Below are 14223 nucleotides of genomic sequence, written 5' to 3'. Positions count from 1 at the left end.
GCTTGGACGATCCCGCCAGACGTGCCACCAGGCCCCCTCAGCAAATTGGCAAGTCTCCTGACAATTGCGGCGATGCGCAGCGAAGTCAAGACGTAGCGCTATTGCTTAATCAGCTTTACTAACTTATGGTCACTCATCGTCATCGATGGCCGAAGCCTCCAGGCCGTTGAAGGGCTGGGGCGGGATGGTCCGGATGGACCCAGCGCCCGTCGTCGGTGACATTTTCTGTGCGCGCCATCCCCAACCTCACTCCCACCGAGGAGCGCCATGAACCGAAGAGCCCTCATTGTCGGCCTGGCGGCGGGCTTCGGCCTGCTCCCGGCCATCCCCGCGCTCGCCGTGAGCATCGACGTCGCGGCCGCGGGCCCCAACCTTGACGACCCGGCCAAGAAGGACGTGGCCATGCAGATCGTCTCGGCCGCGGAGAATTCGTCGCTCGACTGGCGGGCCCAGTTCCGCTACATCGAAGATATTCGCGACGGCCGCGGCTACACCGCCGGGATCATCGGCTTCTGCTCCGGCACCGGCGACATGCTCGACCTTGTCGAGGCGTACACCGCCGCCAAGCCCAGCAACGTCCTCGCCAAATACCTCCCCGCCCTGCGCGGCGTCGACGGCACCGATTCCCACGCCGGCTTGGACCCCGATTTCCCGGGCGATTGGCGTACGGCCGCAGCAGACCCAGCCTTCCAAGCCGCCCAGGAAGCCGAGCGGGACCGCGTCTACTTCAACCCCTCGGTGCGCGACGGCAAGAACGACGGTGTGCGTGCCCTCGGCCAGTTCAGCTACTACGACGCCGCCGTCATGCACGGCTACGAAGGCATGCGCGCCATCCGTAGCCGTGCCCTGCGCAGCGCCAAGCCCCCGGCTCAGGGTGGCAACGAGACGACCTGGCTCAACGCCTTCCTCGACCAGCGGGTGGCCGAGATGCGCAAGGAGGAGGCCCACTCGGACACGTCCCGGGTGGACACCGCCCAGCGGGTCTTCCTGCGTAACGGCAATCTCGACCTCACCACCCCGCTCGACTTCGCGGTCTATGGGGAACGGTTCCACGTCCAGGCGTAGCCGGTATCCTCCACCGCCAGGCCCGGGTCGCACAGCTCCAGCGGCCGGAACGTGTCGACCATGACGGCGAGTTCATCGAAGGCTTCGGCACCGATCGCCCGTTCCACAGCCCCCGGCTGCGGGCCGTGGGTGAACCCGGACGGGTGCAGGGAGATCGATCCCTGCTCGATGCCGGAGCCGCGCCGGGCCTCGTAGTTGCCGCCGGTGTAGAACATCATCTCGTCCGAGTCGACGTTGTGGTGGTTGTACGGCACCGGGATCGCCAGCGGGTGGTAGTCGACCTTGCGGGGCACGAACGAGCACACCACGAAGTTGGGGCCCTCGAACGTCTGGTGCACCGGCGGCGGCTGGTGCACCCGGCCGGTGATCGGCTCGAAGTCGTGGATCGAGAACGCCCACGGGTAGAGGCAGCCGTCCCAGCCGACCACGTCGAACGGGTGCTGGGCGTACACGTGCCGCGTCCAGCCGGCGCGGTGTTTGACGTACACCTCGACGTCGGTGCCGGTGCGCTGCAGCGGCTCGGTGGGGGCGCGCTGGTCGCGTTCGCAGTACGGGGCGTGTTCGAGGAACTGACCTCGTACCGATAGATAGCGTTTCGGAGGTCCGATATGGCCGGTCGCTTCGATCGTCAGCAGTCGCACCGCGCCGTGCGGCACGATCCGGTGCACCACCGATGTCGGAATGACGACGTAGTCGCCGGTGCCCACGTCCAGCGAGCCGAACGTGGTCTCGATTGTCGCCGTGCCCTCCTCGACGTAGAGGCATTCGTCGCCGACCGCGTCCCGGTAGAGCGGCGACGGCTGGTCCGCGACCACGTAACCGATCCGCACGTCGCCGTTTGCCAGCAGCGGCTGGCGGCCCAGCACCGCATCGGCCGGCCCGGTGTCCAGCTTGTGGGTGCGCAGGTGGCGGGGCTTGAGCGGCAGGTTCGGGGTCTGCGCGATGCTCGGGGGCGTATAGGTCTCGGCCGCCGCGATCGCGGTCGGCGGGTAGCGGTGGTAGAGCAGGGACGAGTCGGACGAGAAGCCCTCCTGGCCCATGAGCTCCTCGGCATAGAGTCCGCCGTCCGGCTGGCGGAACTGGGTGTGCCGCTTGCGGGGGATCTCCCCGGCGCTGCGGTAATAGGGCATCGTTGCCTCCACCCTCGGGAAACTGACAATACGGACGGTGTTGTCCGGCTCTCGCAGCGTCTATTAGGTTCAGTTTCGTGTCAACGTTGGTGCCGCCGCTGCTTGCCGGACTCGTCGATGACGCGTCCGTGCTTCCCCCGGGCGTCGTCACGGTCCCGGATGCGGTCAATGCCCACCGCAAGCACGCCGAGGCCTGGTATGCGCCGCTGCTCGGTGCGCTGCTCGTGCCGGCATCGCTGGCCGCGTTCGAAGTCTCCGCTCGGGGTCTGAGCGTGGGCATCATCAACGATTCGGCGATCGGTGCGCTGCCGCTGGCGGTCTCCAAGCTGCGGACCAGCGGCGCGGTCGTCAGCCAGGTCGAGGCGCTGGTGGCCAGGCGCGGCGAGGATCCGCAACCCGGTTTGGCCGCGCTGCGGGAGATCGCTCTCGGCGAGCGGGAGCTGCAGGTGTACGCCGAGATCCCGCTCAGCTGGGGTCTGCTCGCCGCCTTGGACACCGTGGCCGAAACGCAGGCCGAGGGGCTCGCGATCCGGCCGAAGTTCCGGGTCGGCGGTCTCGCGGCCGAGCTGTTCCCCACCCCGGTTGAGCTGGCCGCTGTCATCTGCGCCTGCCGTGACCGGAATCTGCCGTTCAAGCTGGCGGCTGGCCTGCGTCATGCGCTGCGGCACACCGACCCGGAGACCGGTTTCACCCATCACGGGTTCCTCAACGTGGTGGTCGCCTCGGCGCTTGCCGCCGAGGGCGGGGAGGTCGCCGAGGTCGCCGAGGCGCTGGCCGCCACCCATCCGGTGCCGCTGGTCGAACCGGCCCGCTCCCGGCGCGACAGCCCACGCCCGCTCTGTGCCGGTTTTGGCACGGTAAACGTCCTCGAGCCGCTCACCGAGCTGGTCCGGCTGGGGCTGGTCAACGGTGGTTACGAGTGACGCTTTTCGGTATCGACAATCTGCCCTATGGCGTGTTCTCCACAGCCGATGGCGTGCCTCGCATCGGAGTGCGGCTCGGCGACGCCGTTATCGACCTTTCCCGGCTCGATCTGCATGGCGTTTTCCGCCGGCCGGCGCTCAATCCGCTGCTGGCCCTCGGCCGTCCGCAATGGACGTTGTTGCGGGCGCAGATCGCCGAATTGGCACCGGTATTGCCTGCCATTCCGCTCACCGAGGTGCGCCTGCACCTGCCGTTCGACGTCGCGGATTACACGGATTTCTATTCCTCCGAGCATCACGCCGCCAACGTCAGCCGCATCCTGCGACCGGCAAACCCCCACCTGCCCAGGGCGTGGAAACATCTTCCGATCGGCTATCACGGCCGTTCCGCAACAGTCGTCATTTCCGGTACGCCCATAGCCCGCCCGCACGGCCAGCTCAACGACACCGACTTCGGCCCGTCCGCGCGCCTGGACATCGAAGCCGAAGTCGGGTTCGTCGTCGGGGTGCCGGGCAGCCGCATTGCCACCGAGGATTTCGCCGAGCATGTTTTCGGTGTCGTGCTGGTCAACGACTGGTCCGCCCGCGACATCCAGGCATTCGAATACCAGCCGCTCGGCCCGTTTCTCGCCAAGTCCTTTGCCACCTCGATATCGCCCTGGGTGGTCCCGCTCGAAGCCTTCGCCACGTTCCCGTCCCCGCCGCAACAACCCCGGCCGCAGCCCTATCTCCTGCCTGCCGGCCCGGCCCTGGATGTCTCGCTGCGGGTGCAGTGGAATGACACCGAGGTGAGCGTCGCGCCGTACGAGCAGATGTATTGGACGGCCGCGCAGCAGCTCGCCCACCTCACCGTGAACGGTGCCAGCGTGCGCACCGGGGACCTGTACGCCTCCGGAACGGTGTCCGGGCCGGCGCGCGAGCAAGCCGGGTCGTTCCTGGAGCTGACCGATAACGGCACGGTGCCGGTCAAGCTGGCCGACGGCTCCCAGCGCGGTTTCCTACTCGACGGTGACACGGTGACCATCAGTGCGACGGCGACCGGGGCACGCGGGACGACCATCGGGCTCGGGTCGGTCACCGGGACTGTCTGCCCCTGAGCAACTACTGTGCATGTCGTGCGCGTGCTGCTTGCGATAGTTCTGGTTGCCGCCGCGGGCCTGATCGGCTGGCGGGTGCTGCGTCCTTCCGAGGTGGTGGAGGCGGCTGCTCTGCCGTACCCGGCCGCGGAGGTGGTGGCGCCCGGGGTCACCGGGAAGACGGCGCTGGCCCCGCTCATCGTCGACGAGCGAATCCGGGTGTACGCGGGCAAGCGCGTCGTCAAGGCGGACAGTCCGATTTCGGCCACCACGATGTACACCCCGCTGTGGTCCTATCGGCGGTGGCCGGCCCAGGTCAGCGGGGTCGTTGCGGCCGGTGCGACGGTGGTCAGCCGGTGGAGCGATGGGCTGGTGGTCGCGCTCGATGGCCGTACCGGGAGGGTGGTGTGGAGAACCGGCGGCCCGGCCGCCGATCCCTTTGCCGAACCGACCGGATCGGATGCGGTCTGGGACCCAGCGGGCCTTTCCGTTTCGGGCTCGGCCGTGCTGGTTTCCGGAGCCGCTTTCTCGCTGGAAACCGGCCGCCCCACCGCCGTTCCCGTGGCCGAACCGGCAAGCCTTTCGGTAACCGCGGCCAATGGGGTGGTCAAGGCATCGGGAGCGGCCTCCTGGGAATGGACCGGGGAAGCGATAATTCTGGGGGTACGTCCGCAGAAAGTCATTTTGCTGGCCGCCAATCAAACGCTCGTCGAGCTGGACGCGCGTACCGGGGCCGAACTGACGTCGTTCCGCCTCTACACCACCAATGAGCGCGTGGAACCCTGGCAGCCGCGCCGCTGGCACCTCACCGGCAATTGGCTGACCCTCGAACGCGTCGACTATCCGCCCGAGCCGGTCATCATCGCCGCCCTATGACACCAGGCTCTGCGTGCCGAGAACGGTGGCCAGCTGCAGTCGCTCGGCATCCTCGCTGCCCGGCTCGGCGGTGTAGACGGTGATGCGCAAGTCGTCCGAGGCAACGACGAGCGTGTCGCAGTCCAGCGTTATCCGGCCCACCGCCGGATGCTCGATGACCTTCTGCCGTGACGGTTCCGCTGGCAGTTCGGGCGGGCCGGCTTCCCATAACTCGGGGAAGCGGGGATCGGCCTCAGCCAAGTCATCGATGAGCCGGCGCAGCGCCCGGTCAGCCGGATATTTCGACGCCGTCAAGCGCAGGTCGGCAACCAGCAACCCCACATGCCGGGCGTGCTCCTGCGCGGTGTGCACCACCCGGTTGTGGTGGCCGGTCAGGTTGCGCCAGATGGAGTTGCGTTCCAGCCCCTGCCAGCCCGACGTGTCACCCATCAGCGCGTCGTAGGGGGCGTTGGCCAGCACCAGCGTCCACGTGGCGTCATAGACCACCACCGGCGTGTACGCGAGCCGGTCGAGCAGCCGCTGCACGCTCGCCGTGACGCGCGACGGCACCACCTCAAGCCCCGGCGCGGCCAGCCCGGCGAGGCGATAGAGCAGGCCGCGCTCGGTGTCCGGCAGCCGCAAGGCCCGGGCCAGCGCCTCCACCACCTGAGCCGACGGCGTCGTCGCCCGGCCCTGCTCGAGCCGGGTCAGATAGTCAGCCGAGATCCCAGCGAGCTGGGCCAGTTCCTCGCGGCGCAGCCCAGTGGCCCGCCGCCGCCGCCCGACCGGCACCCCCACGGCTTCCGGCGCCACCCGATCCCGCCAGCGTCGTACGGTCCGGCCGAACTCCCACGAATCCACGCGTTGAGTCTGCGCCTTCCCAGCAGCGTTGTCCTGGCCCTGCCATTCCTACGAAAGCCGCACGGCTACCTAACCGCGTGCACAGCTTGCACGCTCGGTCCATGACAACCGTGCTGATCACCGGCCCGACCCGCGGCCTCGGCCGAGCCGCCACCCTCGCCCTGGCCGGGCGCGCCGACCTCATCCTGGTGGGCCGCAGCGGCAAGGCGCTGACCGCCGTCGCCGACGAAGCTCGCGCTCGTGGTTCCCGCGTTCACGAGGTCGGCTGCGACCTGTCCCACCTCGCCGACGTACGCGCCGCCGCGTCCACCGTTCGTGACCTGCTGGACTCCGGGGCGGCTGGCCCGCTGCACGCCCTGATCGCCAACGCCGGCGCGATGTCCGCCGACACCCGCCGCGCCTCGGCCGACGGCTACGAGTTGACCTTCGCCGTGAACTACCTGGCCCACGCCCAGCTCATTGGCGACCTGCTCGGCTCGCTCACCGCCCCGGCCCGGATCGTGCTGCTCGGCTCGAACACCTACAGCGCCAACTTCTGGCGGCGCCTGCTGCACGTGCCCGAAGCCGACTGGCGCGACCCCGTCGAGATCGCCCGCCCGGCGGCCGGCACCGAGCACCCGGGCACCGCCGCCTCCGGCGTCGCCTACTCCAACGCCAAGCTGGCCATCCTGTACTACGCCCACGAGCTTCAGCGCCACACCGGCCCCGGCATCGGCGTCGCGGTCTTCGAACCCGGCTGGATGCCCGGCACCGCCCTCGGCCGCGACGCTCCCCCGGCGCTACAGGCGATCATGCGCGGCCTCGGGCGCCTGCCGGGCGTGTCCACCCCGAAGCGTTCGGGTCCGGCCCTGGCGTCGGTGGCGCTGGACGAGAAGTGGGCCGGCCTGCGGGACGGCGCGTTCGTGCTGAAGGACAAGGTCGTCCAGACCCAGCCGGTAGCGCATGACCGCGCCCGCGAACGCCGGCTGTGGGAGGCCACCGCCGAGTTGCTCGCGGCGCGGTCGTAGCTGCCGATCTCAGGTCAGGGCGGTCAACAGCGCGGTCCAGGCCTCCTCGGCGGCTCCGAGCAGGGGACCGTCGTCGCCCAGCGCGGCGGCCAGCACCGGCGGCGGCGACTCGCGGCGGAAGCCCATCAGGCCGGCCCGGTACGCCTCCTCGATGCGCTCCGGCGCCGCAGTCAGCAGGTCCACCCCGAGGCCGCCGAGCGTGACGAGATCCGGGTCGAGGCCGTTGACCAGGCCCGCGATGCCCCGGCCCAGGGCGGTTGCCACGGTTGCCGTAGCCGCTGCCGGTTCCGGATCCGAGGAGGAGATGATGCGGCGGGCGTACGAGATGGGGTCTCTGGGCAGGTCGTGACCCTGCAAGCGAGCCAGGGCGGAACCGTCGACCGCCGTTCCCCAGCAGCCGCGTGCACCGCAGGGGCAGGTCACCGTGGGATCGCCGAACGGCATGTGCCCGAACTCGCCCGCGGCGCCCAGCGCTCCCACCAGCACCTTGCCGCCGTCGACCACCGCGCCGCCGAGACCCGCCTCGACGCGCAGGTGCAAGGCCACCGAGGCACCGGCCGCGAGCCCGCGGTGCGACTCGGCGCTGGCGGCGAGGGTGGCGTCGTTGCCGGCCACGAAGATGTCCGCCTTGGGCCAGATGGCCGCGAGGTCGACGTCGCGCCAGCCCAGGCTGCTCGCGTCCAGCATCAGGTCGCGGGAGACCGTGCCGGGCGCCGCGATGCCGATGCCGCGGATGCGGTCGCTGTAGTCGCGGCGCAGCTTGGCCACTGTTGCACCGACCGCCGCCACGATCTGCTCACCGCTGCGCTCGCCGATGTCCTCGCGGACCGAGACCAGGGTGCCGCCGCCCAGCTCGACCACGTCGACCCGCCACTGCTCGTGGGTGATCGAGGCTGCGGCGATCAGCGGGCCGCGCGGGTGCGGGATGAGCGAGGTGGTGGGACGGCCTCGGGTGCCGCTCGGGGTGGCCGGCGCTTCGGCGAGGAGCTCCGCTTGGCCCAGACGACCGACGAGCTCGGTGGTTGCGCCGGTGCCGACGCCGATCAGCCGTGCCGCATCGGCCCGGGTGACACCGGGCCGGGCATGCACCACCCGAAGCAGCTCGGTTGCGCGCGTCGTCACACCGTACCCCCTACTTATGCTCTTGGTTGGAGTTTATTCTTGCTGGGTGAACCCTGACCACCGTGGTGCGCTCGCCGTGCTCGGCGCTTCTTGCTTTGCCTACGTCACCGCGGAGACCATCCCGGTCGGGCTGCTCCCGCAGATCGCGTCGGGTCTGTCGGTCAGCGAGGCGGACGTCGGTCTGCTGCTGACCAGCTACGCCCTCGTCGCCGGCCTGACCACCATCCCGCTGACCGCGCTCACCATGCGGATCCCGCGGCACACCCTGCTTGCCGCCACCCTGGCGATCTTCGCGATTTCCCAGCTGGTGGCCGCTTTCGCACCCACCTTCCTCATCCTCGCCCTGTCTCGGCTGATCTGCGCGGTGGCGCACGGCGTGTTCTGGTCAACGATCGCTCCGGTGGCCGCCAGGCTCGCCCCCGAAGGTCAAGCAGGTCGCGCCACAGCGATGGTTTTCGCCGGCAACTCGCTGGCCCTGGTGCTGGGCGTCCCGCTCGGAACGGCTCTTGGTCAATGGCTGGGCTGGCGGGTGGCGCTGGGCGTGCTCGCGGCGCTGGGGGTGAGCTGTGCAGCGGGGATCCTGCTGGTCCTGCCCAAGCTCGAAGCTTTGCCGCAAGCCCGAGCCTCCCTGCGGGTCATCCGCTCCGGGCCGGTTGCGACGGTGTGCCTGCTGACGATGACCGTGGTGATCGGGCACTTCGCGGCGTACACCTACATCGCCCCGCTGGTCCGGCGCGACGCGGGCCTCGAAGGTGCCGGGCTGACGCTGCTGCTGCTCGGCTATGGCGTCATGGGCTTGATCGGCAACTGGTTGGTGGGCCGCTGGGTGGACCGCTGGCCCGGCCCGCTGCTGACGGTGCTGGTCACCGCGATCGGAGTGGCGTTGGCCGTGCTGGTGCCGGTGCTCGGGGCGGCGGCGACTGTGGTGGCGGTGCTGGCCTGGGGCGGAGCGTTCACGGCGCTGCCGATCGTGCTGCAATCGACGATCCTGCGGGTGGCGCCTACCGCCCGGGACGCGGCGTCAGCGGCGTACGTGGTGGCATTCCAGATCGGCATCGGCGGTGGGGCGTTTGTGGGGGAACGGCTGGTGGGGGCCACCCGAGCCAAGCCCACCCCCAGGCGCCCCCAAGTCACGCTCGGGGCTCGGCGGGCCCCTGTCTGGGGCGTCGTTGTTTGCTGCGGTCACGTCAGACAGTGTTACAGGTTTCCGCGTAGCTCTTGTTCCCGCTCGATGGCTTCGAACAGGGCCTTGAAGTTGCCCTTGCCGAACCCCAGCGACCCGTGGCGTTCGATCAGCTCGAAAAACACCGTCGGGCGGTCCTGGACGGGCTTGGTGAAGATCTGCAGGAGGTAGCCGTCTTCGTCGCGGTCCACCAGGATCGAGCGCTTCTTCAGTTCCTCGATCGGCACCCGGACCTGGCCGATTCTGGCCCGCAGCGACGGGTCGTCGTAGTACGAGTCGGGGGTGTCCAGGAATTCGAGGCCGGCCGCGCGCATGGCGTCGACGCTGGCCAGGATGTCGTTGGTTGCCACGGCCACGTGCTGGGCGCCGGGGCCGCCGTAGAACTCCAGGTACTCATCGATCTGGGATTTGCGCTGGGACACGGCCGGCTCGTTGAGCGGGAACTTCACCTTGCGCGAGCCATCCGCGACGACCTTGCTCATCAGGGCCGAATAGTCAGTGGCGATGTCGTCACCGATGAACTCGGCCATGTTGGTGAAGCCCATGACACGCCGGTAGAACTCCACCCACTCGTCCATCTTGCCGAGTTCGACGTTGCCGACCACGTGGTCCACGGCCTGGAAGTACCGCTTGGGCTGCAGGCCGGCGTCGATCGCGGGTTGCCGGTCGACGATGGGTCCCCGGGTCACGAAGCCGGGCAGGAACGGCCCTTGATAGCGCGAGCGGTCGATCAGCGTGTGCAGCGTGTCCCCGTACGAGGCGATGGCGGCGACGCGGACGGTGCCGTGGTCGTCGCTGATGTCGTGCGGCTCGGTGACCGGGCGCGCGCCGGCGGACACGGCGTGGGCGAAGGCCTTGTCGACGTCGGGGACGTGCAGGGCGATGTCGCGGATGCCGTCGCTGTGCTTGGCCACGTGGTCGCTGCCCTCGGCGCCGGCATGCACCGCGCCGGTGATCAGGAAGCGGGCGTTGCCGCTGACCAGCACGTATTCGGCGTGGTCGCGGTAGCCGAGTTCGGGGCCGCGATAGGCCACACAGGTCATCCCGAACGCGGTCGAGTAGTAGTGGGCCGCCTGCTTGGCGTTGCCCACGAGGAACTGGAGGTAGTCGACGCCTTTCACGGGGAAGACGTCGTCGGTGATCGTGGCGTGTTCCTGAACCTGCGTCATTGCTAGAGGTTGTCCCAGGTCACAGCACTGGGCAACAGTCCGATTTTCGGCTGGTCAGTCTGCGCATTCGGTAGAGTCCATGGGCACTATGGCTGTACAGGATGTTCACCTGGATGCTCTCGACGGCAGGATCCTCGCGCTGCTCGATGACGAGCCACGCGTGGGCGTACTCGAAATGTCGCGGCGCCTTGCGGTCGCCCGCGGGACCGTGCAATCGCGGCTGGACAAACTCCTGGCTCGCGGCGCCATTCGAAACCCGCAGATCGCACCGGCTGCCATCGGTTTCGAAGTGATGAGCTTTGTGACGTTGGAGATTTCGCAACGGTACGGCCACGGCGCGGTGACTGCGCATCTCGCTGACATTCCCGAGGTCTTGGAGGCACATACGATCACCGGCAGTGGCGACCTGATGTGCCGGATTGTGGCGCGCAACAACGCCGACCTGCAGCGCGTCATCGACCAGATCGTCGGGTACGAGGGCATCGTGCGGGCCTCCACGATCATTGCGCTCGCCGAGCAGATCGCTTACCGGACGATGCCCCTGGTCCGGGCGGCGAGTGGGACTTAACACAGCGACACGGGCTTATCGGGCTGTTCTGTCCGCCCGGTGATCTCGTTACCGTGGGCGCGTGGCTGGTGGGGGTCCGACTGCGCGTGGGTGGGCGCTGGCTGGCGTCATCACCCTGGTGGTGCTGGCCACCACCGGCGTCTGGAACCCGTGGCCGCGGGTCTGGTCCTGGGTGACGCAGAGCGACCCGATCGCCGAGGGCGTGGCCGCGTGGCAGACCGCGATCGGTGGGTCCCCGAAGAGCATCACGATCACCGGTGGCTCTGTGGTGGTCGAGTACCGGACCTCGGTGGAGGCGTACGGGACGGCGGCCGGGGTGAAGCTGTGGAAGTCGGATGCGGATTGGGCCGGGGTGGCCGGCAGCGATGACGACGCCGTGGTGGTGGTCGGGCGGCTGCTCACCAAGGGTTACGAGGTGCTCGACCCGGCGACGGGGGCGGTGCGGCGTAAGGACACGGCAGCGACGGCAGTGTGGACGTACGCCGATGCCATTCTTGATCTTCGGTGTCCGAAGGCCGGCGAATGCGAGCTCAGCGCGTGGGATCCGCGGGGGAGCAAGCCGTTGTGGACGGTCGGCACGGGCGGGATCGGGTTTGTGCTCAACGCCTCGAACCCCGACCTGCCCGACACCCAGCCGCTTGGCAGCGACCGCGTTGACCAGCATGCCGGCGGGCCGCAGCCGTTGCCTGACCTGATCGGACTGCCCGGCGACGGAAAGATCCAGATCATCGACACCGCGCAGGGGCAGGTCACGCAGACTCGCACACCGGGTTCGGACCAGCGGGTGACGGTTGTTGGCAGCCGGGTGCTGACCGTGACCGGCGACGCGCGCGACGGCACCTGCTACTACAGCGTGACCGCGCACGATCCACCCAATGGGCAGGCGGTGTGGCAGCGCGAGGGCCTGAACCTGCGCACCGCTGACAACGGGTCGCACTGCAAACAGGAGAAGGACCCGGCCGGGGGCTCCGACGTTGTGCTGGGAGTGGATCCGTACGGCAAGGAGGAACTGATCGCCGCACATGACGGACGCACCCTGTGGAAGGGCGACAAGGGGCAGAGCGTGCTCGCGGTGAACAATTCCTACGCCCTGATACGAAGTGTCGACAAGAAGACGATCACCGCTCGGTCGTTCGGGCGGGGCTCGGTTGCCTGGCGGCGCGGGGTCAACTCCGGCGCGACCGCTGCGCTCACTCCGTATGCAGCGGTTGTTGCCGATGAAAAGCCTGCTCGCGTCATTGCTGTGAGCCCGCGCACCGGCGGTGTTCTGACCGAAGCCCGCACCGACGCGAAGGTGTACGCGGCCGGCCCGAGCGGTCTGATCCTGGTCTCCGGACGTGACATGGCTTACCTGCGGTTCGGTTCCGCTGCCGCCCGGTGAGCAAAACCGCACCCGGTGATTCGCCTGCCCGGCCGGGGCTGGCCTAGGCTTGCCCGTCATGAGCAGAGCCGCCGCTTTCTCGTACTCGCCTCTGTTGCCCACCGGCGACGACACGACCGAGTACCGGCTGCTTGCGGATGAGGGCGTGGACGTGGTCGAGGGGCCCGGCGGCCGGCGGTTCCTGACCGTCGAGCCCGAGGTGCTGACGCTCCTCACCGCCGAGGCCATGCACGACATCGCGCACTTCCTGCGCCCTGCCCACCTCGCCCAGCTGCGGTCCATCATCGACGACCCGAAGGCCTCGCCAAACGACCGGTTCGTGGCGCTCGACCTGCTGCGCAACGCCAACATCGCGGCCGGCGGCGTGCTGCCGATGTGCCAGGACACCGGCACCGCGATCGTGATGGGCAAGCGCGGCCGGCACGTCCTGACCGACGGCAACGACGAGCAAGCGATCGCCCGCGGGGTGTATGAGGCCTACACCCGGCTCAACCTGCGCTACTCGCAACTGGCCCCGCTGACCATGTGGGACGAGCGCAACACCGGATCCAATCTGCCGGCCCAGATCGAGCTGTACGCCGAGGACCCGGGCGGTCAGCCGGATGCCTACAAGTTCCTGTTCATGGCCAAGGGCGGCGGCTCGGCCAACAAGTCGTACCTTTACCAGGAAACCAAGGCGCTGCTGAATCCCGCGCGCATGATGGAGTTCCTGGACGAAAAACTGCGGCTGATTGGTACGTCCGCCTGTCCGCCGTACCACCTGGCGGTCGTCATCGGTGGCACGAGTGCGGAGCATGCCCTCAAGACCGCCAAGCTGGCCAGCGCCAAGTACCTGGACAATCTGCCCCGCGCCGGCTCGATGACCGGCCACGGCTTCCGCGACGTCGAGCTGGAGGCGGCCGTTCTCGAGCTGACCCGCGACTTCGGCATCGGCGCCCAGTTCGGCGGCCGCTATTTCTGCCACGACGTCCGGGTGATCCGCCTGCCCCGCCACGGCGCCTCCTGCCCGGTGGCCATCGCGGTCTCCTGCTCCGCCGACCGCCAGGCCCTGGCCAAGATCACCCCGTCCGGCGTCTGGCTGGAACGCCTCGAACCGGACCCGGCCCGCTTCTTGCCCGACGTCACCGACGAAGGTTTGCAGACCGACGAGGTAATCCGCGTCGACCTGCGCCGCCCGATGGACGAAATCCGCGCCGAACTAGCCAAGTACCCGGTCAAGACCCGCCTCTCCCTGACCGGTCCCCTGGTGGTGGCCCGCGACATCGCCCACGCCAAAATCGCCGAACGCCTCGACGCCGGCGAACCCATGCCGCAATACCTGCGCGACCACGCGGTCTACTACGCCGGCCCGGCCAAGACCCCCGAGGGCTACGCATCGGGATCCTTCGGCCCTACCACAGCCGGCCGGATGGACGCGTACGTCGAAAAGTTCCAGGCCGCCGGCGGCTCGCTGGTCATGCTGGCCAAAGGCAACCGGTCGGGCCAGGTAACCCGGGCCTGCCAGACGTACGGAGGCTTCTACCTGGGCTCCATCGGCGGCCCAGCGGCCCGGCTGGCCCAGGACTGCATCCGGCACGTGGAGGTGCTGGAGTACCCGGAGCTGGGCATGGAAGCAGTCTGGCGCATCGAGGTGGAAGACTTCCCGGCCTTCATCGTCGTAGACGACAAAGGCAACGACTTCTTCGCTGAGGTGACCAAGCCCGTCCTTGGCATCGGCCGCCGCTGACCCACCGGCTTCGCCCACCTCGCCAACGAACTGTCCGTCGCGGACCTTCGTCCGGCTTGCGAGGGGCAACACACGGGGGGCCAGCGCTCATTGCCGCCTCCGAGCACTTAGCTTTGCGCGGGTTTGCTGTCGGATGAGAAATTCCACCGATCAAGAT

Annotated in this window: 12 protein-coding genes and 1 pseudogene; 9 read left to right on the top strand and 4 right to left on the bottom strand. The window is 68.9% G+C overall.

Annotation, left to right across the window (positions count from 1 at the left end; genetic code table 11):
• Positions 1-267 precede the first annotated feature (267 nt).
• Entirely contained in the window at positions 268-1065 is a 798-nt protein-coding gene (locus TFC3_RS31025) for a chitosanase (RefSeq protein ID WP_067509097.1), read from the top strand.
• Here TFC3_RS31025 and TFC3_RS31020 read toward each other — a convergent pair.
• Positions 1035-2195, bottom strand: a complete 1161-nt coding sequence (locus tag TFC3_RS31020; protein ID WP_067509096.1) for a homogentisate 1,2-dioxygenase — start codon at positions 2193-2195, stop codon at positions 1035-1037. The genes TFC3_RS31025 and TFC3_RS31020 overlap by 31 nt on opposite strands.
• A gap of 77 nt (positions 2196-2272) precedes the next feature.
• On the opposite strand from TFC3_RS31020, the gene TFC3_RS31015 reads away from it, so the two are divergent.
• The 3 genes from TFC3_RS31015 to TFC3_RS31005 are packed head-to-tail and all read left to right on the top strand — an operon-like array spanning position 2273 to position 5070.
• Positions 2273-3118 carry a hypothetical protein gene (locus tag TFC3_RS31015; protein WP_067509094.1) on the top strand — a complete coding sequence of 282 codons (846 nt, stop codon included), beginning with the start codon at positions 2273-2275 and terminating at the stop codon, positions 3116-3118.
• The gene (locus tag TFC3_RS31010; RefSeq protein ID WP_067509092.1) at positions 3115-4215 is read left to right on the top strand and encodes a fumarylacetoacetate hydrolase family protein; all 1101 of its coding nucleotides are present in this window, start codon (positions 3115-3117) and stop codon (positions 4213-4215) included. The genes TFC3_RS31015 and TFC3_RS31010 overlap by 4 nt, the downstream gene beginning before the upstream one ends.
• Before the next feature lie 18 nt (positions 4216-4233).
• The gene (locus TFC3_RS31005; RefSeq protein WP_153040548.1) at positions 4234-5070 is read left to right on the top strand and encodes a hypothetical protein; all 837 of its coding nucleotides are present in this window, start codon (positions 4234-4236) and stop codon (positions 5068-5070) included.
• Here TFC3_RS31005 and TFC3_RS31000 read toward each other — a convergent pair.
• A complete protein-coding gene (locus TFC3_RS31000) occupies positions 5065-5910 on the bottom strand; it encodes a helix-turn-helix transcriptional regulator (RefSeq protein ID WP_067509087.1) in 846 nt (281 codons plus the stop codon). The genes TFC3_RS31005 and TFC3_RS31000 overlap by 6 nt on opposite strands.
• A 101-nt stretch (positions 5911-6011) precedes the next feature.
• On the opposite strand from TFC3_RS31000, the gene TFC3_RS30995 reads away from it, so the two are divergent.
• Positions 6012-6917 carry an SDR family NAD(P)-dependent oxidoreductase gene (locus TFC3_RS30995; RefSeq protein WP_067509083.1) on the top strand — a complete coding sequence of 302 codons (906 nt, stop codon included), beginning with the start codon at positions 6012-6014 and terminating at the stop codon, positions 6915-6917.
• 9 nt (positions 6918-6926) lie between these two features.
• Here the strand turns inward: TFC3_RS30995 and TFC3_RS30990 are convergent, their stop codons facing one another.
• Complete coding sequence (locus TFC3_RS30990; protein ID WP_067509081.1) at positions 6927-8039, bottom strand: ROK family protein; 1113 nt, start codon at positions 8037-8039, stop codon at positions 6927-6929.
• Positions 8040-8055: 16 nt separating this feature from the next.
• Between TFC3_RS30990 and TFC3_RS36440 the strand changes: the two are divergent.
• A pseudogene (locus TFC3_RS36440) lies at positions 8056-9093 on the top strand (MFS transporter); the annotation flags it as partial.
• 143 nt (positions 9094-9236) lie between these two features.
• Here TFC3_RS36440 and hppD read toward each other — a convergent pair.
• Positions 9237-10391, bottom strand: a complete 1155-nt coding sequence (hppD, locus tag TFC3_RS30980) for a 4-hydroxyphenylpyruvate dioxygenase (protein WP_067509077.1) — start codon at positions 10389-10391, stop codon at positions 9237-9239.
• A gap of 88 nt (positions 10392-10479) precedes the next feature.
• On the opposite strand from hppD, the gene TFC3_RS30975 reads away from it, so the two are divergent.
• The 3 genes from TFC3_RS30975 (at position 10480) to TFC3_RS30965 (ending at position 14066) form a co-directional block, all read left to right on the top strand.
• Complete coding sequence (locus TFC3_RS30975; protein WP_153040547.1) at positions 10480-10959, top strand: Lrp/AsnC family transcriptional regulator; 480 nt, start codon at positions 10480-10482, stop codon at positions 10957-10959.
• A gap of 61 nt (positions 10960-11020) precedes the next feature.
• Positions 11021-12340 carry a PQQ-binding-like beta-propeller repeat protein gene (locus TFC3_RS30970; RefSeq protein ID WP_067509073.1) on the top strand — a complete coding sequence of 440 codons (1320 nt, stop codon included), beginning with the start codon at positions 11021-11023 and terminating at the stop codon, positions 12338-12340.
• Positions 12341-12398: 58 nt separating this feature from the next.
• Positions 12399-14066 (top strand): fumarate hydratase, encoded by a 1668-nt coding sequence (locus TFC3_RS30965; RefSeq protein WP_067509894.1) that lies wholly within the window; start codon positions 12399-12401, stop codon positions 14064-14066.
• Positions 14067-14223 lie beyond the last annotated feature (157 nt).

The organism is Actinoplanes sp. TFC3 (assembly GCF_001553785.1).
GTDB lineage: Bacteria > Actinomycetota > Actinomycetes > Mycobacteriales > Micromonosporaceae > Actinoplanes.
This window is presented reverse-complemented; position numbering and strand designations above follow the sequence as displayed.